The following is a 22482-nucleotide window of genomic DNA, read 5'->3' as shown; positions in this document are numbered from 1 at the left end:
GAAGAGGCGGCTCGGGCCGCCTCTTTTTTTGCGTCTATTTTTTCCTGTCGACTAAACTTACGGCGAGCTTGATTGTCTGAGAGCCACCGTCTGCCATCGCGTCGATAGCTTGTATCGACTGGCAGCCGGGTTTGTCGAGCAACCGGAATGATCATGGATACCGCTGAAACATCGTCAATAAATCGCCTGCAGCAGTCGTTTTCGCTGCTTCGCCAGGATCTGCAGCGCGACATCATCGGACAGCCGCATTTGATCGACTGTCTGCTCGTGGCCCTGCTGGCCGACGGGCATTTGCTGGTCGAGGGCGCTCCTGGCCTGGCGAAGACTACGGCGGTGAAGGCGCTGGCGGCGCGAATCGAGGCCGATTTCCATCGAGTGCAGTTCACGCCGGACCTTTTGCCCGCGGATCTGACCGGAACCGACGTGTTTCGCCCGCAGAGCGGCGCGTTCGAATTCGAGCGCGGGCCGCTGTTTCATAACATTGTTCTGGCCGACGAGATCAATCGGGCGCCAGCCAAGGTGCAGTCGGCGCTGCTCGAGGCGATGGCCGAGCAGCAGATTACGGTGGGGCGAAGCACGTGGCATTTGCCGGAACTCTTCATGGTTATGGCGACCCAGAATCCGATCGAGCAGGAAGGCACGTTTGCCTTGCCCGAAGCGCAGCTCGATCGGTTTCTCATGCATGTGACCATCGGCTATCCGGATGCAGCTTCCGAGTTGGCCATCTTGCGCCTCGCACGCGAACAGGCCAGTCGACGCGGTCAGACAAAAGCGGTTTCGCCGGCGCTGATGAGCCAGGCGGATGTTTTCGCGGCGCGCGAAGCGGCCATGGCGGTGCATATGGCGCCGGCGCTGGAGGAATACCTGACCCAACTGGTGCTGGCCACGCGTGACGCGGGTCGTTACGGGCCGGAGTTGAAGCGCTGGATTGCCTGGGGTGGCAGCCCGCGCGCCACCATCGCGCTGGATCGCTGCTCGCGTGCGCGGGCGTGGCTGGCCGGTCGCGACTATGTTCTCCCCGAAGACGTGCACGGCATCGCGCGCGAAGTGCTGCGCCATCGTGTTTTGCTCAGTTACGAAGCGGAAGCCGAAGGCGTGCGCCCGGATCGCGTGATCGATCGCCTGCTGGATCTCGTGCCGCTGCCGTGAGCGTCTTGATGTCGCAATCAGGCGATGGCGATGGTCGTACTCAAGTGTCGCTGGCTGAGTTGATCGCGCTGCGCACCCGGGTCGGGCGAGCCAAACTCGCGCCGTTGGTCAGCCGGGCGGCACGCAGTGGCCACCAGTCCAGCCGTCTATACGGCCGCGGTATGGATTATGCCGAATCGCGCGTGTATCAGGCTGGCGACGATGTTCGCCGGCTGGATTGGCGGTTGACCGCGCGCAGCGGCAAGCTGCACACCAAACTCTTTCAGGAAGATCGCGAAGGTTCGCTGCTGATTCTTGTCGATACGCATGTCAGCATGCGTTTCGGCACACGCGTGCGTTTCAAATCCGTGCAGGCGGCTAGAGTTGCCGCCTGTGCCGCGTGGTATGCCGCCCGCGCCGGTGAGCGCTCCGGCGTGATGGCGTTTGGCCAGATCGATTCGCTGCTGCGCCCGATCGCCGGCTCTCGCGGCGCGCTTTCCGTGTGTGGCGCGCTCGCCGAATGGGATGCTCGCCGGCCGGCCGAACGCACCGAGTCGCTCGTCGATGCGCTGACGCGCGTCAATCGCCTGCAGCACGGCGCCAGCCGGGTGTTGCTGATCAGCGACGGTTTTTGTGCAGAGGCCTCGGCGCGGCAACGGCTTCTCGATCTCAGCCGGCATGCTGCAGTGGGCGTGCTGGTCGTTGCCGACGCGCTGGAACTGGCGCTGGTGCCAGCGGGCCGCTATCCGCTCGAGCATGGCGGGGAGCGCGAGGAAGTGGTGCTGCAATCCGAACGCCAGCGCCGTGACTTTCAGCGTGCCATCGGTGCAGGGCCTGCGCAACTCGGTGAGCTGGCGAAGTCGCTGGGCCTGCGGTGCAGCACGATCGACACCGTTGCCGATCCGTTCGATGCGGTGGTCGGCGTGCTTGGCGCGCGGAGGTCCGCATGATGCAAAGCCAGCCCTCTGCGTCGTCCAGTGCTCCGGCCGCGCAAGGACCGGTTCTGCGGGATATCCACCTGCCGCCTGATCCCTCGTGGTGGCCTCCGGCGCCCGGTTGGTGGGTTCTCGCCGCGCTGGTGGTGACCGCCGTTTCGATCAGTGCGTGGATATGGCGCCGGCACCGCAAACAGGGCCGTCAGCGCGAGCGCGTGCTGGCCGAGCTTGACGCGTTAGAGCAACAGTACGCGAACGATGGGAATCACTCCACCCTGGCCAGCGGCATGCACCAGCTGCTGCGGCGCGTAGCGCGTCGACACGACGCGCTGGCCGCGCAGCAGCGTGGACAAGCGTGGCGAGCAACGCTGTCGCGCGTGCCGGTCGATGCCACGACGCTGGATCTGCTGATGGCGCTGGAACAGGTGATATATCGAGCGCCTTCGTCGTTTGATCAGGCTGCAGCATCCAAAGCGGTTCGGCAGTGGTTGCGGCTGGCATTGCAATCGGGCAAGTGGAAGCGCGACGCAAAAACACAAAGCGGGAGAGGGGCGCGCGCATGACGACTTTTGCGTGGCCGTGGATCGTCGTGCTGCTGCCGCTGCCGTGGTTGCTGTGGCGCTGGTTGCGGCCGGTAGAGCCAGGGCAGGCGCTGCACCTGCCGCAGCCGGGTATGCGGCTGGCAAAGGTGAACGGTCGACCGGCGCGTGGCGCCGGCCCGTGGGTGCTGGGGCTGGGCTGGCTGTGCCTGCTCGCGGCGGCCGCGAGGCCGCAGTGGATCGGTCCGCCGGAAGCGCAGCAGCACAGCGGGCGTGCACTGATGTTGGCGCTGGATCTGTCCGGCAGCATGCGCACTGAGGATATGAATCTGGCCGGCCAGCCGGTCAGCCGCTTCGGCGCGGTGGAGGCGATTGCCGGTGACTTCATCAGCCGCCGTCGCGGCGATGAAATGGGTCTGATCCTGTTCGGTACGCAGGCGTTTCTGGTCACGCCACTGACGTTTGACTTGTCCGCCGTGCGTGCGCAGCTGGAAGGGGCGACGGTGGGCATTGCCGGTACCGAAACGGCGATTGGCGATGCGATTGCCGTCGCTGTGAAACGCCTGTCGGCTCTGCCACAGCAGGCGCGCGTGCTCGTACTGCTCACCGACGGCGTCAATAATGCCGGTAGCATCGCACCACGTGAAGCGGCGCGCGCGGCCAAGGCGGCGGGCGTGCGTATTTACACCATCGGCATCGGCGCCGATCAGATGCGTGTGCAGGGATTTTTCGGCAGTCAGATGGTCAATCCCTCGGCCGATCTGGACGCCGACATGCTGACAAGCATTGCCACGGAAACCGGTGGGCGTTTCTTTCGCGCTACCGACAGCCGTGCGCTCGCCGACGCATATCGCGCTATCGATGCGCTGGAGCCGATGCCGCAGCACGGTCCGACGCTGCGGCCCAAACGCGAGCTGTTTCGCTGGCCACTCGGCGCGGCGATTGCGCTGTTGCTGATCGCCATCGTGCCTCGTCAATTCGGCGACATGCGAGGCCGCACGCATGACTGAGGCGCTGTATCAGTTTCATTTTCTGCGGCCACTCTGGCTGATCGCGCTGGCCGCCTTGCCGCTGCTGTTCTGGTGGGGCGTGCGGCGCAGCTCGGTGCCGGCCGAGCTGTCGCGGCTGGTCGATGCCGAGCTGTTGCCGCATCTGCTGCGCGGTCATGCGGTCAACCGCTATGCGCCGTCGGGATTGTTCGCTTTGGGCTGGACGTTGTGTGCGCTGGCGTTGGCCGGCCCGACCTGGCATCGCATAGCTCAGCCGCTGTACGCCAATCGCGCGGCGCAGGTGGTGGCGATATCGCTGTCGCAGCACATGCTCTCGCGTGACGTCACGCCAAGCCGGTTGGATCGCGCGCGTTACAAGGCGCACGACCTGCTGGCACGCAACCGCGATGGGCTGAACGCGCTGATCGGTTACGCCGGCGAAGCGTTCGTGATCGCGCCGTTGACCTCCGACGCGGACAGCCTCAGCGATCTGCTCAATGCGATGAGTCCGGATACCATGCCGGTGGATGGCGACAACGCGGCGGCGGCGATTCAGCGCGGTGCGGCGTTGATTCACGATGCCAACGTATCGGGCGGTTCGCTGGTGCTGATCACCGATCAGGCCGACGCGTCGGCGGATGCCGCCGCCCGTGCGGCCCATGCCGTGGGCGTGCGCGTATCGGTGCTCGGCGTGGGCACTTTGCAGGGCGGTCCGATACCGCAGGCGAGTGGCGGCTTTTTGCGTGACGAGCAGAACCAGATTGTTCTGGCCCGTCGCGACGATGCCACACTCGCTGCGCTGGCAGCAGCCGGCGGCGGACGCTACGCGCCGATGACGACGGATGCTGCCGACATCGATACTTTGAAGAGCGAGCTGCGCGCCGGGCCGTCGGTCGAGGCGGCCGGTCAACTCGGTGACGAATGGCAGGATCGCGGCCCTTGGCTCTTGCTGCCGCTGCTGCTGGTGGTCGCGCTCGGGTTTCGCCGCGGCTGGCTTCTGCTGCTGCCGCTGATCCTGCTGCCGCTGCTGCCCGGTCGCGCCTCCGCGAGCGACTGGCGTGACCTGTGGCAGCGCCCCGACCAGCAGGCTGCGCAGACCCTGCGACAGGGCGGTTCGGCCAAGCAGGCGCAGCAGCTCGCGCGCGATCCGGCATGGCGTGGCGTGGCGGATTATCGCGCCGCGGATTACGCCGCCGCGGCGAAAACCTTGCAAACGCTGCCAGGCAGCAACGCGGCGTATAACCGCGGCAATGCGCTGGCGAAGCAGGGGCAGTACAACGAGGCCATCGACGCGTACAAGCAGGCGCTCAAAGCGAATCCGGCCAACGCCGACGCCGCCGCGAATCTAAAGGCGGTACAGGACTGGTTGAAACAGCAAAAGCCGCAGGATCAAAAACAGCAAGGACAAAGCCAGCAAAACAAGGACCAAAAGAAACAGGATTCCTCGAACTCGAAAAATCAGCAGGGTGGTGCTGGCAAAGATCAGCCCAAGCCCGGCGAGCAGGGTAAGGATGGGAAGTCCGATCCTTCGCAAAAGCCGAACGATAAGCCATCGCCGGACGCGGGCAAGACGTCGGATAAACCGGGGCAGACCGGCCAGGGCGATGCGCAGAAGCCACCGTCGCAAGATCCATCCAAACCCGACGCATCCGATCCGTCGAAACAAGATTCGTCCAAACAGGATCAGCCCGGAAAAAATTCGTCGACGAATGATCAGTCGCCAAAACCGCTGACACCGCAGCAGCAGGCCGAACAGAAAGCCAGTGCCGACAAGGCACAGCAAGCCTTGCAGAAACAGATGGATCAGGCGCTCACCGGTCAGCCGAAGGACCAGCAAAGGCCGCCGGCCACGCATCAGCTGGGCGAGATGTCGAAAGACGATCCGAACGCCAAGTTGCCGGCGGATTTACGCCAGGCGATACAGCGGGTGCCGGACGATCCCGGCGCACTGCTGCGGCGAAAGTTTCAGCTGGAATACGAGCAGCGCCACGGTGGCGTGCCGAACGAGGATGATCAGCCGTGATGCATCGACGACTTATTGCATGGTGTCTGCTTGCCCTGTTGCTGATCCCGTCGTTCGCCAATGCCGCCGAGGTGCAGGCGACGCTAGATCGCAGCACGGTGGTGCTGGGTGAAACGGTGACCTTGAACCTGCATATCGAGGGTAACGCGGGCAATATCGCGATGCCCGATTTGAGCGTGCTCGGCAACGATTTCGACATGCTCGGCACGTCGCAAAACAGCAGCGTCAGCATCGTCAACGGTACAGCCACCTCGGAGTTGATCCTTGGTGTGGTGCTGCGTCCGCTGCATGCCGGCATCTTGCAGATTCCTTCGCTCAATGTTGCCGGCAGCCAAACCGCGCCGCTGCAGGTTGAGGTGACGGCTGGCAATCCCGCGGACGCCGCGGCGGCGCATCGCGACGTCTTTATGGAGTCGCAGATCGAACCGAACCACGGCTACGTCGGGCAGCAATTGAGCTATGTGGTGCGGTTGTTTTTTGCCACCAGCATCAGCGACGGCTCGCTCGAGGCGCCGCAGCTCAACGGCCTGCAGTTCAACAAGATCGGGGACGACGCCAACTATTCGGTCGAGCGCGGCGGTCGGCAGTATCACGTGCTCGAGCGGCGTTATGCCGTAGTCCCTCAGCATGCCGGTCATGTGGAGATTCCGGCGCTGAATTTTCAGGGTGTTGCCATGGATCCGTCCGACCCGGACAGCTTCTTCGGCGCTCGCAAGCCGGTGACGGCCAGCGCGCCGGCGGTGTCGATCGATGTGAGGCCTATGCCGGCGGACTGGGGTGGCACCGCCTGGTTGCCGGCGCGCCAGCTGAGCCTGACGCTCGATGGCCTGCCTGATGCGCAAAACCCGGTACGCGTCGGCCAGCCGCTGAATCTGACGATGAATCTGCAGGCGACCGGTCTGCCGGCAGAAACGTTGCCGGCGCTGAGCCTGCCGCCGTTGGATGGCGCCACCGTCTATCCGGACAAGCCTGCGACGACGAGTCGCAACGATGGTCCGTGGATCGTCGGCCAGCGGCAGGAGGCTTTCGCCGTCGTGCCCAATCGCGCCGGTACGCTGACCATACCCGCCACGACGCTGAAATGGTGGAATGTGTTGACCGACCGCATGGAAGTTGCGCAGATTCCCGCGCACAGCTTTACCGTGCTGCCGGCTACCGGTAGTTCGGACATCCAGACGGCCAAACCTGCGGAGTCTTCGACTGTCGCCTCGGCGATCGCTTCAGCCCCGGTGACAGCGGCGGCAACGAATGCGCCATGGCGCTGGATTGCGCTCGGCAGCATCGCCCTGTGGCTGGTCAGCGTGCTGGTGTGGCTGCTGTGGCGCGGCGGTCGACGCAAGCCTTCGCCGACCGTCGTGGCAGCAGACCATCTCAATGTATCGGCACGCGAACGGCAGCAGGCGTTTCTCGCCGCGGCCCGCAGCAACGATACGACTGCGCAGGTGCGCAGCCTGCTGGCCTGGGCTAGGGCGGAGCGCCCCGCTATCCAGCACCTCGGCGATTTGCGTGTGCTGCTCGGCGACGAAACGCAGCGTGCGGCGATTGCGAGATTGCAGCAGCGGCATTACGCCAACCCGTCATCGGCGGCGGCCGATACAAAGCTCGCGGACGTATTCAAACGCGGCTTCGTCTGGCGCGTCGATGGCCATGGCGAAGAAGTTAGCGACCTTCCACCGCTGTACCCATTCAAGCTGCACTGAGTGCGCGCTGGAATGTCGCCCGCATCGCATCGCTGTAGCAGCACAGGATCACGTCGATGGACACGTCGTTAGCTAGCTCCTCGTGCAGTGCGGCGACGGCGGTCGGTGCGGCGAGTTCGGCAGGGTAACCGTAAACGCCGCAGCTGATTGCCGGAAACGCAATGCTGCGCAAGCCGTACTCGCGCAGCCGCTGCAGCGATTGGCGATAGCACCGACTCAACAACAGCGCTTCGTCATCGTTACCACCGCGCCAGATTGGCCCGACGGTGTGAATCACGTAACGCGCAGGCAGTTCGAAACCGGGTGTGACGCGCGCCTCGCCGGTGGGGCAGCGTACCCCGGGGCGGGTTTCCGGCAGCTGGCGGCAGGCCTGCAGCAGGGCCGGTCCTGCGGCGCGATGAATCGCGCCATCCACGCCACCGCCGCCCAGTAACGCGGGCGCGGCGGCATTGACGATGGCGTCCACATGCAGCCCGGTAAGGTCGGCGGTGATGGTAGTGATAGGCATGGCTTCAGTTCGGGTAGCGTCTTATGCTTCGATCTCTGATGGAGTGGCAACAGCTCATGAAGATTGAAGATATCTCCTTTGGCTACCCGCTGAGCGACGTGACCTTGCTCGTTCGCAAGCACTTCGATCGGCGCGCGTCGAAGTTCGGTCTTACCCGCGCGCAGTGGCGCGCGGTGAAAGTGCTGAACCTGCGCGAAGGACTGCGGCAAACCGAACTGGCCGACTTTCTGGAAATGGAGCCGATCGCCGTCGGCCGCGTGATCGATCGATTGCAGGCCGCCGGCTTCGTCGAACGTCGGCCCGATCCCGCGGATCGCCGCGCATGGCGTCTGCACACCACCGAGCAGGCGCGCAGCGTGGTCGACGATATGGAGGTCATCGCTCGCGGATTGCGCAAGGATGCCACCGCCGGCATTTCAATCGACGAGCTGCAGCAGGCGCTGGCGGTGATCGCCCGGATCAAGGAAAACCTGCTGGCGCTCGAGCAGGACGAGGCAGGCATTGCTGCCTCGTCCTGAAAGGGTCGGTATATTGTTGAACGAGAAAGCTCGTTGGACATCTCAAAAGAAACGGCCTGCAGGCCGTTTCTTTTTTCCAAATGCTCCGCGGATTTATTCGCCGGCGCCGTCGTTCTTGAAGGCATCCGGTGCGGAGCCGAAATCGCCCTTCGCCTCGGCGGCCATATAGGCATAGGCCGCATACACCGCGACGTTTTGTGCGAGCTCCTTCGGGTCGATCTTGTCCAGCGTGTCGTTGGCGTTGTGGTGGTAGTCGAAGTACATGGTGCCGTCCTGGGTCAGCGACAGCGCGGCCATGCCCTTGCCGTGCATCTGCGAGAGGTCGGAACCGCCGCCACCCGGGCGTTTCTCGTCGTAGGCCACGCCGAGCGGTGCGAGCACGCTGGCGATCTGCGCGATCGCGGCGCGGGCCTCGGGTTTTACGCTGGCGCTCATGCGCCAGACCGGGCCGGAGCCGAAATCCGATTCGGTGCCGAGTTGGTGATTCGCCACGTCGTCGGCGTGTTTGTCCGCATACGCGCGGCCGCCGAACAAACCCATTTCCTCATTGGCAAACGCGATCACGCGCACCGTGCGATCCGGCCGCTGCGGGAGGTCGTGGATCAGCTTGCCGGCGGCCATGGCTATGGCCACGCCGGCACCGTCGTCGATCGCGCCAGTACCCAGGTCCCACGAGTCCAAGTGGCCGCCGATGTCGACGATCTGTTTAGGATGCTTGCGCCCGGTGATCTCGCCGATCACGTTGGCACCGGTAAATGTGCCGGTGATGCCGCAGTCCAGATCGAGCCGCACGCTGACCGGTTTGCCGTAGGCGAGCACGCGTTCCAGCTGATCGGCATCGGGATTGGACAGGGCGGCGGCAGGAATCGCCTGGGTCGAATCCTTGAAAAGGGTGACGCCGGTATGCGGCGTGCGGCTGTGCTCGTCGGTGCCGGCCGAGCGCAGGATGAATCCGGCCGCCCCTTTGCCGGACGCGATGGCCGGGCCGCCGGTGCGGATGGCCGAGCCCATGCCGTAGTCGTGCCCATCCTTCTGCCGGCTCATGCGAAAGCCGATGTAGACGATCTTGCCTTTCACGCTGGCCGGATCGGCTGCCTTCAGCGCGTCGAGGCTGTCGAACTTCACCACTTCTGCGGTGAGGCCGCCCGCCGGCGTGCCGGCGGAAAAGCCCAGCGCGGTCAGCGCCAGCGGCTGCGGAAACGGCGCCACGATGGCGCCGTGCTCGCTGCGACGCTGCCACAGCGGATAGGTCACCGCTTCGGTATAGACCTTGTCGTAGCCGAGTTCCTTGAACTTCGCTATCGCCCAGGCGCGCGCGCGTTCGTCGTTGACGCCACCGGCAATGCGTGGGCCGACTTCGGTGGTGAGCGAACTGACGATCTTGTAGCCGGTGTCGTCGGTGAGCGCCTTGTCACGCAGCTGTTCGGCCGCTTTTACGGCCGCGTCGGGAATGCGCGTGTCGGCGGCATGAGCATGGCCGGCACCGGCAAGTAGCAGGCTGGCAGCGAGAAGCGAGAGGGGCAAACGGCGCATGACGGGATTCCTGATGGGAAACCACGATTATGGGACCATCGCGTTTCCGTGCTTGAGCCAAAAGTCATACGAACTGCCATAAAGGCAAATGGCCGCGCATCCTTGCGGTTGCGCGGCCATCGATCCATCCGGATAGCTGCGATCTACGGCTTGTTCTTCAGCAGATCGCGGATTTCCGTCAGCAATACCACGTCAGCTGGCGGTGCGGCCGGTGCGGCCGGTGCGGCGGGCTGGCGACGGCTCAGCTTGTTGATCGCCTTGACCACGATGAAGATCGCGAAGGCGATGATCACAAACTGGATCAGCGTATTGATGAACGCCCCGTACTGCACAGCCACCTCGGCGACCTTGTGCGCGGGGTTGCTGGCGTCCGCCGGCTTGAGTACCCATTTCAGGTCGGAAAAATCGATGCCGCCGGTAACCATGCCAATCAGCGGCATGATGATCTGGTCGACCAGCGAGGTCACGATTTTGCCGAAGGCCGCGCCGATGACCACACCGACGGCCAGATCGATCACGTTGCCACGCATGGCGAATTCTTTGAATTCCTTGAGCATGCTCACGTTTGCGTCTCCCCGGGTTAGCGGCCTCGGTGCGAGGCCTTGTTTTGATATCACCGATCGACTTTAGCGCAGCGCCACCGCAGACGGTATCCGTGTCGCGACGTTTCGCCGTTAAACGACGCGTCCACTGAGTTCGGCAACGCCCTGCAGTTCGGCATGGAACGTGTCGCCCCGCTGCAGCGCCGCCACGCCGGCAGGCGTGCCGGTAAAGATCAGGTCACCGGCCTTCAGTTCGAACAATGCCGATAGCGCCGCGATGATTTCCGGCACGCTGTGCACCATCTCGCCCAGCGTCGTGTGCTGGCGCCGGCTACCGTTGACGTGCAGCTGCAGCGTCGTGCTCGCATCCATGACGACATCCGCAATCGCACGCAAAGCGGAAACCGGCGCGGAATGGTCGAACGCCTTGCCGGTATCCCAGGGATTGCCCTTGGCCTTGGCCTGCGCCTGCAGATCGCGCCGGGTCAGGTCGAGACCGACGCCGTAACCCCAGATCAGAGCGGAGGATTGCTCGGGCTTGAGATCGCGGCCGCCGCTGCCGAGCGCCACCACCATTTCCACTTCGTGGTGCAGGTCGTCGGTGGCTTGCGGATACGGCACATCGGCACCGTCGCTGACCACGGCATCGGCCGGTTTGCAAAAAAAGATCGGCGCCGCCTTGTCCACGGTCGAGCCCATTTCCTTGGCATGGTCGGCGTAATTGCGGCCGATGCAGAAAATGCGGCGAACGGGAAAGCGCTCATCGCTGCCCATGACCGGCAGGGTGGTCGTTTCAAGAGTGGAAATAACGGTTTTCATAGCGACAAGGGTAACAAACCCGATCGACGCCGTCGTGTGATTGCAGCGCAACATGGCGCTACTTCTTAGATGGGGGATAATCCAAGACGGGGAAACATTCAAAAGATTAAAAGAGCAGGACGCCGCCGGCCGCATGACATCTGTCATCGACGATGGCTGATGCTGCGCTCTGACCGTTCTGGGAGCGATCGGTCAATCTTGCATGCAACGGGCTCGTATTAGCCAGCCCGCACTCAACAAATGGCCGGCATCGCCGGGCTGGGGAGTCAGGGTGAGCAACGCGGATCTATTGAAGGAACTGCGCATCGATCGCAGCCAGCGCGAGGACCATGGACATCACGGTTCGGGCCACTGGCCGTGGATTTTTGCCGCGACTGTCATTGTGCTGGCGCTGCTCGGCGGCGTTGGCTGGATGCTGTTGGGTCATCAGGCCATCGTCGTGCAAACGGCGGTTCCCGTGTCGCCGGCCAACGACAGCGAGGCCGGTGCCGTGCTGCAGGCGACCGGCTACGTCACCGCGCGACGCCAGGCCACGGTATCGGCGCAGATCACCGGCACGTTGACCGACGTCATGATCGAAGAGGGTGACCGGGTCAAAAAGGACCAGGTGCTGGCGCGATTGGACGATAGCGGCTATCGCGCCGCGCTCGATGCAGCGAAAGCCGCTGCCGGCGCAGCGCATGCGCTGGTTGCACAATATCAGGCGCAGCTGGCGCAGAACCTGCGCGATGCCGAGCGTGAGAAGAGTCTGGCTGCCCAGGGTCTGGTGGCGACCCAGCAGGCCGAGCAGGCGCACACGTTGGCCGACAGCACGCGCTCGCAGCTCGTTTCGCAGCAACGTCAGGCAGTGTCCGCCGATGCCCAGGTGACCGAGGCGCAGGTCAATTTCGACTACTGCGTGGTGCGTGCGCCGTTCGATGGCGTGATCACCACCAAGGACGCACAGGTGGGCGAAATCATCTCGCCGTTCTCCGCCGGCGGTGGCTTCACTCGTACTGGCATCGGCACCATCGTCGACATGGATTCGCTGGAAGTCGACGTCGACGTCAACGAGGCCTATATCGGCAAGGTCAAAGCGAACATGCCGGCGGAAGCCGTGCTCGACGCGTACCCCGACTGGAAAATTCCCGCGCACGTTATCGCTATCGTGCCCACCGCCGATCGCGGCAAGGCGACGATCAAGGTGCGCGTGGCGCTGGAGCACAAGGACGTCCGCATCGTGCCCGATATGGGCGTGAGGGTGTCGTTTCTCGACGTAAAACCACAGGTCGCCACTCAAGTGCCGCAAGGCGTGCTAGTACCGGCTACGGCGATCGTGCAACGCAATGGGCGCAGCGTGGTGTTCGTTCTCGCCAACAAAGCCAACGATCACGGCAAGGTGCAGCAGCGCGTGGTCACGCCTGCCGTGCAGGCGTATGGCGATCTGCGCCTGCTGCCGGCCGAGGTGGCCACGGGCGATAGCGTGGTGGTCGATCCGCCGCCTGAGCTGCAAGACGGTTCGGACGTCCGTATCAAACCGGCATCGCCGTAAGTTTTTATGGAGCAGGCCGCCTTTCGCGAACAGCAGCAGAAAGACACGCAGCAATCATCGGGAGAACGAGCATGAGCACATTGATCGACAACACTTTGATCGAGATCAGGGATCTGGCCAAGGTTTACGAGCGCGGCAAGCAGAAAGTCGAGGTGCTCCACCATGTCAACCTGGCCATTGCCGAGGGCGACTTTCTGGCGCTGATGGGGCCATCGGGCTCCGGCAAGACCACCTTGCTCAACTTGATCGGCGGGCTGGATACGCCGACTGCGGGCAGCATCACCGTCGGCGGTCAGCGCATCGATCAGCTCGGCGGCGGCGCGCTGGCGAAGTGGCGCGCGTCGAACGTCGGCTTCGTCTTCCAGTTCTACAACCTGATGCCGATGCTCTCGGCGCATCGCAACGTGGAGCTGCCGCTGCTGTTGACCAAGTTGTCCGGCGCGCAGCGGCGCAAGAACGCAGCGATCGCGCTGCAGCTGGTCGGTCTGGCCGAGCGCGGTACGCACAAGCCGAGCGAACTGTCCGGCGGTCAGCAGCAGCGTGTCGCCATCGCCCGCGCCATCGTTTCCGATCCCACGCTATTGGTTTGCGACGAGCCGACCGGCGATCTGGATCGCCAGTCGGCCGAAGACGTGCTGGGACTGTTGCAGCAGCTCAACCGCGAACACGGCAAGACCATCGTGATGGTCACGCACGATCCGAAGGCAGCCGAATACGCCAGCCATACCCTGCATCTGGACAAGGGCACGCTGGTCGCGCCAGCCATGGCCTAAGGAGACGACGATGAAATACCTTCATCTGATCTGGGCCGCGCTGTTCCGGCGCAAGACCCGCACGATACTGACGCTGATTTCGATACTCACCGCGTTTCTGCTGTTCGGCATGCTGGACGCGGTGCGTACCTCGTTCGATCAGGCGGGCAAGAGCGCGAATGGGGCGGAGCGGCTGCAAACCGGTTCGAAGCTGTCGTTTATCCAGACGCTACCGCAGTCGCTGGAGCTGCCGATCAGCCGTGTGCCGGGGGTCAAGGCCGTGAGCTATGCGAACTGGTTTGGCGGCGCCTATCAAGACCCACACAACCAGATTTTCAGCTTCGCAGTCAGCCCGAACTATATCGATCAGTTTCCCGAAATCGACGTCAGCGCGGATCAGCGCAAGGCCTATGACAACACCCGTACCGGGGCGCTCGTCGGCGAACAGCTGGCGCAGAAATATCACTGGAAAGTCGGCGACAAGCTGCCGTTGCAGTCGACCATTTTTCCGACCCACGACGGCACCAAGAACTGGCAGTTCGACATCGTCGGCATCCTGCATCCGAAGGACAAGAGTGCGGGAGGCATGTTCAACCAGCTCATCTTGTTGCATTGGAAATATTTTGATGACAGCACGCCGTACAACCGTGGCGCGGTGGGCTGGTATGTGACTCGGGTCACCGATGTGAATCAGGCCGATCGTGTGGCCAAGGCGATCGATGCGATCTCGGCCAACTCCGATCACGAGACGCGCACGCAGACCGAGCAGGCCGCCACGGCGAACTGGATCAAACAGTTGGCGGATATCGGCTTGATTGTCGGCTCGATCATGGGCGCGGTGTTCTTCACGTTGATGCTGCTGTCGGGCAATACGATGATGATGGCCGTGCGCGAACGAACGTCGGAATTGGCGGTACTGAAAACCATCGGTTTTTCCAGTCAGAGCGTGCTCTGCATGGTGTTGGCCGAGTCGGTGCTGATGCTGCTGATCGGCGGCGTGCTGGGGCTCGCTTTGGCCACGGTGCTGCTGCCGCTGGTCGGCGGCGCGAGCGGTGGAGCGCTCAATCTTCCGCCGGTCAATGCCAATAGCTGGATGCTCGGTATCGGCTTGATGGTGGTGATCGGGCTGCTGGTCGGTGCACTGCCGGCCGTGCGCGCGATGCGTCTGAATATCGTCGATGCACTGGCCGGGCGCTGAGGAGAAACGACATGCGCAAGTTGAAGAATTTCCTGATCGGTTTGGGGTTGGTAATTTTGCTCACCATCACGCTGATGCTCTGGATCAAGCTGCCGTGGCAGGGTGCAGCAGCCCTTGTCGTGCTGTTCGCCCTGTGGATGGCGCTTACGCGACGCGGGCGCCAGGCAGCATCGGTGACGATGGTCGGCATCAGTACTTTGCGTCAGCGGCTGGGTTCGTCGTCGGTCATCGTGATCGGTATTGCCGGCGTGGTCGGCGTACTGGTGGCGCTGCTTGCCATGGGCGAGGGTTATAGCGAGACGCTGCGCAAAACGGGCAGTGCCGATACCGCTATCGTCATGCGTGGGGCATCGGCGTCGGAGGTGATGTCCGTGCTGGAGCGCGACAACGTAGTGATCATTCCGCAGGCCAGGGGCATCGTGCACGATGCGCAAGGCAAGCCGGTGGCTTCCGCCGAGCTGGTGGTGGCCGCCAATCTGCCGGTGAAGGGCGGCGGCCCGGACGATGTGGGCAGCGTGCAGCTGCGCGGTGTCGGCGATCAGGCGTGGGCGGTACGACCCGGCATCAAGATTGTCGCGGGCCGTAAATTTACATCGGGCATGCGCGAGCTGCTGGTGGGACAGGGCGCGCAGCGGCAGTTTGCCGGATTGAATGTGGGCAGCGAGGTCAAGCTCGGCAATCAGAGCTGGACCGTAGTCGGCGTGTTCGCTTCCGGCGATGCGCTCGACTCGGAGCTGTGGGCCGATAGCAACGTGGTAGCGGATATCTACCGTCGCGGTGGCAGCCGCGCATCGGTGACGGTACGGCTGGCCAACCCGCAGGCGTTCGATGCGTTCAAGGCCGAACTCGAAGCCGACCCGCGGTTGAAGGTCGATGTCAGCACCACCTACGACTACTTCAGCAAGCAGTCCGAAGGCACCAGCAAGATGATCGAAGGCATCGGCATTACGGTCGGCTTGATCATGGCGATCGGTGCGATCTTCGGTGCGCTCAACTGCATGTTTGCCGCGGTAGCGGCGCGTGCGCGCGAGATCGCCACGCTGCGTGCGATCGGCTTCCGCGGCGGTCCGGTCGTGGTGGCCATCATGCTGGAGACGATGCTGCTGGCGTTGCTCGGCGGATTGCTCGGCGGCGCGTTGGCTTGGCTGATCTTCAACGGCTATACCGCATCCACCCTGGCGGCGGGTTCGGTCGGCAAGTTGAGTTTCGAATTCAGTGTGACCCCGGCGCTGTTGTGGAGCGGCCTGAAATGGGCACTGGCGATCGGCTTTATCGGCGGCCTGTTTCCGGCCGTACGTGCGGCCCGTTTGCCCGTGACGACGGCCTTGCGCGAGCTGTGATCGACTCGTGCTGCGGTTGAATGACCGACACACGGATAAATGGCTTGCCCGTGCGTCGATAGCGGGCGCGGTAGCGCCGCATTCGATTAATTGCGGCACGCCGCCGTGGCATCGGCGGCGATGGCTGTTTTGGAACGGCCCAGTGCCAGCGATAGCAGGGCTGTCAAAAGCAATACCGTGATATTGCAGTACAGACCTGTGCTGAAGGCATGGGCATGGGCGTCGTCATGGCCGCCCAATGCGCTGTAGAAAACCCCACCGATGATGGCCACGCCAAGCGCGGCACTGATTCGCAGTACGGTAATCACCATGCCAGAGGCCAGTCCGGCATGACGGCTGCCCATACCGCCGATCACGATCTTGATCAGCGATGGCAAGCCGATGCCGTAGCCGAGCCCGGCAATAAGCCGGCCGGATATCAGTGCCGGCGTCGGCGATCCGTTTTGCACAGAGGTCACCGTCAGGCCGAATCCAACCGCTTGCGCGACGAGGGACAGGGTCAGTGCCCGTGTACCGAATCGCTGTACTGCCCTGGCCGAGCCCAGCGACGCCAGAAAAAAAACCGATGGCGAACGTCGCGATGGCGAGCGTTTGTTCATTGCGCGCGGCGATCGTGGGTTAGGTATGGAACCCACGGCTTCGACACGGCCCATGGCGCGTCATGCGTGCCGCCGTTGACGGGCGAAGGTGATGACCCCGACGCCCAGCAAGATGATCGCCATGCCGGCGAGGTCATACGGCCCCACGTGCTCGCCGACGAGCAGCAGGCCGAACAGCACGGCGACCGGCGGATTGACGTAGGCGTAGCTGGTCGCCAGCGCCGGCCGCACGTGTTTGAGCACGTACAGGTAGGCGCTGAACGCAATAATGGAGCCGAACACGATCAGGTAAGCCACCGCCAGGGTGGCGTGTAGATTCGGGTGCGCAGGCAGTCGTTCGCCAGCGCTCAGCGCGACGATGATCAGCGCCACGCTGGCGCACAGCATTTGTGCGGCGGTATTCATCGGACCCTTCGGCATGTCCTGACGCTTGCTCCACACCGAGCCAAGCGCCCAGCACATGGCGGCCAGCAGCAGTGCAGCTGCGCCGAGCCGTGAGGCGGACAGGCCGTTGCCGAGATTCAATACCACCACGCCGATAAAGCCGATCGCCAGGCCGAAGCCCTCTCGCGGCGTCGGCCGTTCGCCATACAGGCTGGAAAAGAGTGCGGCAAACAGCGGCATGCTGGCCACCGCTACCGCGGCGATACCGGAGTTTACGCGCTGCTCGGCAAAGCACACCATGCCATTGCCAAAGCCCAGCAGCAGCACGCCCGTGATCGCGGCATTGCGCCACTGCCGTACGCTCGGCATGGCGACACCGCGAAGCCGCAAAAAGCCGAACAGCAGTACACCAGCGATCAGAAAGCGCACGCCGGCCAGGAGAAACGGCGGGTAGCTTTCCAGCGCGTAGCGGATCGCCAGATAGGTCGATCCCCAGATGATGTACAGCGCAAACAGCGATAGCGGAATCAACAGGCGCGGATCGTTGAGCGACCGCGGCGCTTCGGCCGCGGCAGGAGCGGAGCGATTAGGCATAAAGGCGCAGGCCAAAAGTGGAATTGCGGATTATCCGCGAGCGGGCCGGCGGCAGCGAGCCCTATCAGTCATCGGCGATGACGACCGTGATTTGTCGGCTCGCTGCCGACGTGTTTAACCGAGCGATTGCTTACTGCGTTGCACTGCGCCCGCGCTGCACGACCACAAATTCGCCTTCCAGCACGTCGGGTTTGTGCGCGCGATTGGCCGCTGTCGAACCGACACGCGCATCACTGCTCCGCGTCGGTCGGCGCAAGGCCAGCAGTACAAAGCCACCGACCAGCAGCACACCGGCGACCACCAGTCCAAAAACCAGCATCACGCCGATCACTGCGATACCGATCAGCAGCGAAAGAATGCGGATCAGCGGATTGCGCGGATGGCGCATGGAGGGCAGTGAAAAATGCATGTGTTAAAAATCCGTATGGTAGATTTGTCTACTAAAACTAACAGCTGCAACGACTTACGATGATCACCATGGCGCTAACGCGTCCGCGAGGCAAGTGCCGATGGATACAGTGACTTCCGCCGTTTTGCCATCGGGGCAGGCCCTGTGCGCGCTGCAAGACGTTCCGGACGGCGGTGCCGTGGCGGTCGATGCCATGCTGTCGGATGGCGAGGAAAACATCATCCTGCTGCGACAGGGCGGGGAGGTGCGCGCCTATTGCAATATCTGTCCGCATGCCGGACGCCAGCTGGACTACGCGCCGGGCCAGTTTCTTCTCAGCAAGGGCACGCTGATCTGCGCGGTGCACGGCGCCAGTTTCGATCAGACGAACGGCCTTTGTATCGGCGGCCCCTGCAAGGGCGAGTCGCTGCGTTCCGTCGCGGTGCACGTGCACGCGGACAAAATTTTTCTGGCGTAAGCAATAGCAGGTTGCACTGCGCGATCAGTGAAACATCAGATTGATCGCGAGCAAAGTCACCACCAGCACGATAAAGGTCAGCGGCAGACCGACGCGCAGAAAGTCCTGGCTACGATAACCGCCGGGGCCGGTGACCATCATCAGGGCGGGGTGGCCGGAGCTGAGCAGGAAGGTATTCGACGAGGACACCGCCACGATCAGCGCATATGCCGAGGGATTTCCGCCGGTGGCTACGGCCACGCTGATCGCCACCGGCACCATCATCACCGTCGCACCGACGTTGGACATGACCTGCGAAAACAACAGGGTGAGGACGGCCAGCGCCAGCTGCAGCAGCCAGTGCGAGTGGCCGCCCAGATGTTGCAGCACCTCCTGCGCGACCCACGCGGCGGTGCCGGTGGAATCCATCGACCAGCCCAGCGGAATCAGGCAGGCGGTGACGAAAATGGTCTTCCAGTTGACCGCTTTATAGGCCTCGTCCATGTTCAGTACGCCGGTCAGCAGCATGCCGATGGCGCCGGTCATCATGGCGACCGACAGGTCGAGCTGGGTAAACAGCGCCAGGCATTTGGCCAGCACGAAAAAGCCGACCGCCTGCCAGATCTTGCCGGGTCGCTGCTCTTCTTTCGGAATATCGGTGACGACGACCAGGTCCTTGTCTTCCGAGGCCAGCGACAGATCGCGCCAGTTGCTGTGCAGCACCATGGTGTCGCCCGCGCGCAGCGTGACGGCCCGAACGTCATCGCGGAATACCTGGTCGCCGCGCGTCACCGCCAGTACCGAAATGCCGAAGCGTTTGCGCAGGCGAAGATCGCCGATGGTCTGCTTGATGAAACGCGAACTCGGCGGGATCACCACCTCGGAAATGCCGGCGCGGGTCGGGTTGAACAGCTCGCCGAGCTGACGCATCCGCGTCGACAGGCGGCACAGCTGGTTGTTGGCGAACTGGGTCAGCTGCTCGCGCGGCCCCAGTACGCCGAGCACCGAGCCGACCCAGATCACGTGATCGACCGGCGGCGCCATGCGCGCGTCGTTGCCGCTCTTGATCGCCAGAATCATCGGCGAATCGTGCAGCTGTTCCACTTCGCCGATGCTCATGCCGACCAGCGGGCTTTCCGCGGTGACGGTGAGCTCGGCGGTTTCGCCGCCGATGCCGTAGGTTTCGGCGAAGTAGCTTTCGGTGCGGCCGGGGGTCACCTTGAGTCGCTCGTCCTCGTGACCGGGCAGCAGCTTGCGGCCGAAGAAATAGAAATACAGCACGCCGACCACCGCCAGCGTCAGGCCCACCGGCGTCACGCTGAAGAGGCCGAATTTCGGAATCGTGTGCGCGCCCGGCAGCAGGTTGGCGTTGGCGCTGGCGATCAGATCGTTCAGCACGATCAGCGGCGAGTTGGCGATCAGCGTGGTGTTGGTGGCCGTGAGAATACAAAACGCCATCGGCAGCAGCAGCCGCGACAGCGGCACGCCGGTGCGTGCGGACAACCGGCTGCTGACCGGAATCATCAGTGCCGCCAGCGCCTGGCTGGGGATGATGGCGCTGAACAGGCTGGCGACCATATTGATGACCAGGCCAAGGCGCGACTCCATGCCACGCGCCATGCGCATCACAAAGCGTGCGGTGAGATTCAGCACGCCGGCGCGGTCCAACCCTTCGCCCATGATCATGATCGCGATGATGGCGATCACCGCGTTGCCGGCGAAGCCGTTGAACACGCGTTCGGAGGGAATGAGGCCGGTCAGGCCGATGGTCACCACCACCAGCAGCGCCACCATGTCGGCGCGAATCCACTCCAGCACCAGCATCAGCATGGTGAAGCCCACCAGGCCGAGCACCAGCATCATGTCGGGAGTAAGCGTCAGTCCCACTGGCCGGCGTTCCGCAAGGGTGGCTGGCTACGGTCGATAGGAGTGTGCAGTGGATGCTTCACGCTGCGTCGATTCGTCCCTGGCTGGATCGCGCAAGTATAAGCGGCCCAGCCTGACTGCTGCGCATCGATATCACGCGTCAGCGCAGAGCCTAGGCCCTTTTGCGCGAATCAACGTTTTCGATACAGCAGGTCCCATACGCCATGGCCGAGCTTCAGGCCGCGCCGTTCGAAATGGGTCTCGATGCGCCAGTCCGGTTTCTCGGCATAGCTACCGGGTGCGATGTCGTTGCGCCAGTCGGATGCCGACTCCATGACTTCGAGCATGTGCTCGGCGTACGCCTGCCAGTCGGTGGCCAGGTGCAGCAGACCGTTGGGCGCCATGCGCGAAGCGAGCAGTGCGACGAAGGCCGGCTGGATCAAGCGGCGTTTGTTGTGCCGCTTCTTGTGCCAGGGATCGGGAAACCAAATGCGCGCCTCGGCCAGCGTGCCCGGGCCAATCGCGTGTTCAAGTACTTCCACCGCGTCGTGCTTGTACAGCCGCACATTGTTGGCATCGCGCTCGGCAAGGGCATTCATCAGCCGGCCGACGCCGGGGCCGTGCACTTCGATGCCGATGAAATCGCGCGCCTGATCGTGCTCGCTGGCCCACGCCAGCGCCTCGCCGTTGCCGAAACCGATTTCCAGAACGATCGGCGCTTCGCGTCCGAAACTGGCGCGCAAGTCGTGCGCAGCGGCGCTGTAGTCGATGCCGTAGCGCGACCAGTGCGCCTCGAACGCATGCTGTTGGGCGGGCGTCATGCGGCCTTCGCGCAGCACGAAGCTGCGGATACGGCGCATATAGTCCGGTGTCTGCGCGTCGTCCTGGTCTTGCGTGTTGCTCATCAATGGCGTCTCGGGAATACGTTGGCGGAGGATACTGCGTGGCAATCGAGTTCTGACCGGGTCTAGTGTAGTGGCCGCTGTTTCGACTCACGGTGCCGAGCCGAGTGGATGAGGGCCGTCTTTGTTCAGCAAACGCAGCGCGCGCCCGCTCGCTTGTGGCCGCGCCATTAAAATCGTCGCCTGACACGGTTCCAACCGTCGGTATCCCGGGTTACCATCGTGCGGCCGATGCGGGTGTAGCTCAATGGTAGAGCTGTAGCTTCCCAAGCTACTGACGAGGGTTCGATTCCCTTCACCCGCTCCAAAATTTGAGCCATAGCAGGCTAAGTGATTGTCTTAAATAAATTTAATGGCAAAGAGGCGTTGCTTAAAACGGCCTGCTGGGTACGGTCTTGGGTACTGTTTCGATGCCAAAGCCTCTCTTTTTGAGCCACCCTGCCGGCTCTACGTTCGCTTCCTCATTCCCCAAGATCTTCGGGTCACCGTGGGCGGCCAATATGTTGCCCGTCCACTCCATTGCCCACGGGCGACCGAGCGCCGCTCGTATCGAGGTAAAGCCGCTGCGCTCGCGTCCGTAGGACGCGTGGTGACGCCATGCGTAAACCCTCGGGGAAGTGTTCAATGAACTCAACGCGAAGACGAGTGGAGGCTTTGCCGTCAGTCCAACAAACGCGTACACCGTCCAGAAGATAGCTTTTCCACGCCTCGTATTCTTTTCTTCGTCCATCACGCTCAAGCTCCTCGAAGCCGGCTTGATACAGTGCCAGAGCCTCTAACGCTCGCAGTCGTTCTGGCCATGGATTTTTTAGGTGGCCACGTATGCGGAGCACGAATTCGCATTTCACATGCCAGTCTTGTAGCTTCAGGATCGCTACATCGCAGTGCATATCAATGTTGCCGTTCTCAAGGGTGATCCGGCGTAGCTCTTCTTCCATTTCGTAGTCGACATAAAAGCTCCGATCAGCCGTCATAAATTCGAACGGCTGGGGATAAGTGTCGAGGAACGTCGGAGCTATCCGAATCGTCGTCTGCGTATCTGCGTCGAACGCTGATTGACTTTGTTTGTCATACAGAAAAGCCATGAAGCCTCATTTTTGCCGCAAGGAAATGTTTCAGGCTAGTTGCAGAGATGTCAGCTCGGGTTGAAACGAACATCTCGGCTTAGCCTAAGCCCTGACATCTAGATTTGGGTTCGCGATTCATGTCATCGAGAAAGCTTCAGGGCCTGCTTTAA

Annotated in this window: 22 protein-coding genes and 1 tRNA gene; 13 read left to right on the top strand and 10 right to left on the bottom strand. The window is 63.1% G+C overall.

Features of this window, described 5'->3' with window-relative positions; translation table 11 throughout:
• Positions 1–153 precede the first annotated feature (153 nt).
• Genes HDE76_RS11755 through HDE76_RS11730 form a run of 6 tightly spaced genes read left to right on the top strand, consistent with a single transcriptional unit; the run spans position 154 to position 7314 of the window.
• On the top strand, positions 154–1149 hold the full coding sequence (locus HDE76_RS11755) for a MoxR family ATPase (protein ID WP_179477893.1): 996 nt from the start codon (positions 154–156) through the stop codon (positions 1147–1149).
• A gap of 8 nt (positions 1150–1157) precedes the next feature.
• Positions 1158–2078 (top strand): DUF58 domain-containing protein, encoded by a 921-nt coding sequence (locus tag HDE76_RS11750; RefSeq protein WP_184507669.1) that lies wholly within the window; start codon positions 1158–1160, stop codon positions 2076–2078.
• Complete coding sequence (locus HDE76_RS11745; RefSeq protein WP_255457686.1) at positions 2075–2626, top strand: DUF4381 domain-containing protein; 552 nt, start codon at positions 2075–2077, stop codon at positions 2624–2626. The genes HDE76_RS11750 and HDE76_RS11745 overlap by 4 nt, the downstream gene beginning before the upstream one ends.
• Positions 2623–3612 (top strand): VWA domain-containing protein, encoded by a 990-nt coding sequence (locus HDE76_RS11740; protein WP_179477891.1) that lies wholly within the window; start codon positions 2623–2625, stop codon positions 3610–3612. The genes HDE76_RS11745 and HDE76_RS11740 overlap by 4 nt, the downstream gene beginning before the upstream one ends.
• A complete protein-coding gene (locus HDE76_RS11735) occupies positions 3605–5614 on the top strand; it encodes a tetratricopeptide repeat protein (protein WP_184507666.1) in 2010 nt (669 codons plus the stop codon). Before HDE76_RS11740 ends, HDE76_RS11735 begins: the two co-directional genes overlap by 8 nt.
• Positions 5614–7314, top strand: coding sequence for a BatD family protein (locus HDE76_RS11730; protein ID WP_179477889.1), 1701 nt, complete (start codon positions 5614–5616; stop codon positions 7312–7314). Before HDE76_RS11735 ends, HDE76_RS11730 begins: the two co-directional genes overlap by 1 nt.
• On the opposite strand, the gene HDE76_RS11725 is transcribed toward HDE76_RS11730, so the two are convergent.
• Positions 7301–7822 carry an O-acetyl-ADP-ribose deacetylase gene (locus HDE76_RS11725; protein ID WP_179477888.1) on the bottom strand — a complete coding sequence of 174 codons (522 nt, stop codon included), beginning with the start codon at positions 7820–7822 and terminating at the stop codon, positions 7301–7303. The genes HDE76_RS11730 and HDE76_RS11725 overlap by 14 nt on opposite strands.
• Before the next feature lie 56 nt (positions 7823–7878).
• On the opposite strand from HDE76_RS11725, the gene HDE76_RS11720 reads away from it, so the two are divergent.
• Positions 7879–8340, top strand: coding sequence for a MarR family transcriptional regulator (locus HDE76_RS11720; protein WP_255481553.1), 462 nt, complete (start codon positions 7879–7881; stop codon positions 8338–8340).
• 93 nt (positions 8341–8433) lie between these two features.
• Here HDE76_RS11720 and HDE76_RS11715 read toward each other — a convergent pair whose 3' ends face one another.
• The 3 genes from HDE76_RS11715 to HDE76_RS11705 form a co-directional block, all read right to left on the bottom strand.
• Positions 8434–9873 (bottom strand): M20/M25/M40 family metallo-hydrolase, encoded by a 1440-nt coding sequence (locus HDE76_RS11715; RefSeq protein ID WP_184507663.1) that lies wholly within the window; start codon positions 9871–9873, stop codon positions 8434–8436.
• Between the two features lie 143 nt (positions 9874–10016).
• Positions 10017–10436, bottom strand: a complete 420-nt coding sequence (gene mscL / locus HDE76_RS11710) for a large-conductance mechanosensitive channel protein MscL (protein ID WP_343205696.1) — start codon at positions 10434–10436, stop codon at positions 10017–10019.
• A 111-nt stretch (positions 10437–10547) separates the two neighbouring features.
• Positions 10548–11234 carry a fumarylacetoacetate hydrolase family protein gene (locus HDE76_RS11705; protein ID WP_184507800.1) on the bottom strand — a complete coding sequence of 229 codons (687 nt, stop codon included), beginning with the start codon at positions 11232–11234 and terminating at the stop codon, positions 10548–10550.
• A 271-nt stretch (positions 11235–11505) separates the two neighbouring features.
• Here HDE76_RS11705 and HDE76_RS11700 point away from each other — a divergent pair, with 271 nt between their 5' ends.
• The 4 genes from HDE76_RS11700 to HDE76_RS11685 all read left to right on the top strand — a co-directional run bounded on the left by HDE76_RS11700 (position 11506) and on the right by HDE76_RS11685 (position 16055).
• Positions 11506–12765 (top strand): efflux RND transporter periplasmic adaptor subunit, encoded by a 1260-nt coding sequence (locus HDE76_RS11700; RefSeq protein WP_184507660.1) that lies wholly within the window; start codon positions 11506–11508, stop codon positions 12763–12765.
• Positions 12766–12836: 71 nt separating this feature from the next.
• Entirely contained in the window at positions 12837–13538 is a 702-nt protein-coding gene (locus tag HDE76_RS11695) for an ABC transporter ATP-binding protein (protein ID WP_179477884.1), read from the top strand.
• A 10-nt stretch (positions 13539–13548) separates the two neighbouring features.
• On the top strand, positions 13549–14715 hold the full coding sequence (locus HDE76_RS11690; protein ID WP_184507657.1) for an ABC transporter permease: 1167 nt from the start codon (positions 13549–13551) through the stop codon (positions 14713–14715).
• An 11-nt stretch (positions 14716–14726) separates the two neighbouring features.
• Positions 14727–16055, top strand: a complete 1329-nt coding sequence (locus HDE76_RS11685) for an ABC transporter permease (protein WP_184507655.1) — start codon at positions 14727–14729, stop codon at positions 16053–16055.
• An 86-nt stretch (positions 16056–16141) separates the two neighbouring features.
• Here HDE76_RS11685 and HDE76_RS11680 read toward each other — a convergent pair whose 3' ends face one another.
• The 3 genes from HDE76_RS11680 to HDE76_RS11670 all read right to left on the bottom strand — a co-directional run bounded on the left by HDE76_RS11680 (position 16142) and on the right by HDE76_RS11670 (position 18041).
• Positions 16142–16513 carry a hypothetical protein gene (locus tag HDE76_RS11680; RefSeq protein WP_184507652.1) on the bottom strand — a complete coding sequence of 124 codons (372 nt, stop codon included), beginning with the start codon at positions 16511–16513 and terminating at the stop codon, positions 16142–16144.
• A gap of 201 nt (positions 16514–16714) precedes the next feature.
• A complete protein-coding gene (gene yedA, locus HDE76_RS11675; protein WP_184507647.1) occupies positions 16715–17632 on the bottom strand; it encodes a drug/metabolite exporter YedA in 918 nt (305 codons plus the stop codon).
• 130 nt (positions 17633–17762) lie between these two features.
• The gene (locus HDE76_RS11670; protein WP_184507644.1) at positions 17763–18041 is read right to left on the bottom strand and encodes a hypothetical protein; all 279 of its coding nucleotides are present in this window, start codon (positions 18039–18041) and stop codon (positions 17763–17765) included.
• Between the two features lie 100 nt (positions 18042–18141).
• Here HDE76_RS11670 and HDE76_RS11665 point away from each other — a divergent pair, with 100 nt between their 5' ends.
• A complete protein-coding gene (locus HDE76_RS11665; RefSeq protein WP_184507640.1) occupies positions 18142–18498 on the top strand; it encodes a Rieske 2Fe-2S domain-containing protein in 357 nt (118 codons plus the stop codon).
• A gap of 24 nt (positions 18499–18522) precedes the next feature.
• Here the strand turns inward: HDE76_RS11665 and HDE76_RS11660 are convergent, their stop codons facing one another.
• Complete coding sequence (locus HDE76_RS11660) at positions 18523–20340, bottom strand: SLC13 family permease (protein WP_184507796.1); 1818 nt, start codon at positions 20338–20340, stop codon at positions 18523–18525.
• Between the two features lie 194 nt (positions 20341–20534).
• A complete protein-coding gene (gene trmB, locus HDE76_RS11655; RefSeq protein ID WP_184507637.1) occupies positions 20535–21248 on the bottom strand; it encodes a tRNA (guanosine(46)-N7)-methyltransferase TrmB in 714 nt (237 codons plus the stop codon).
• Positions 21249–21478: 230 nt separating this feature from the next.
• Between trmB and HDE76_RS11650 the strand changes: the two genes are divergently transcribed.
• Positions 21479–21552: transfer RNA gene (locus HDE76_RS11650), tRNA-Gly, on the top strand.
• A gap of 175 nt (positions 21553–21727) precedes the next feature.
• On the opposite strand, the gene HDE76_RS11645 is transcribed toward HDE76_RS11650, so the two are convergent.
• A complete protein-coding gene (locus tag HDE76_RS11645; RefSeq protein ID WP_184507635.1) occupies positions 21728–22330 on the bottom strand; it encodes a hypothetical protein in 603 nt (200 codons plus the stop codon).
• Positions 22331–22482 lie beyond the last annotated feature (152 nt).

It is taken from the genome of Rhodanobacter sp. ANJX3 (assembly GCF_014200755.1).
Lineage (GTDB): Bacteria > Pseudomonadota > Gammaproteobacteria > Xanthomonadales > Rhodanobacteraceae > Rhodanobacter.
This window is presented reverse-complemented; position numbering and strand designations above follow the sequence as displayed.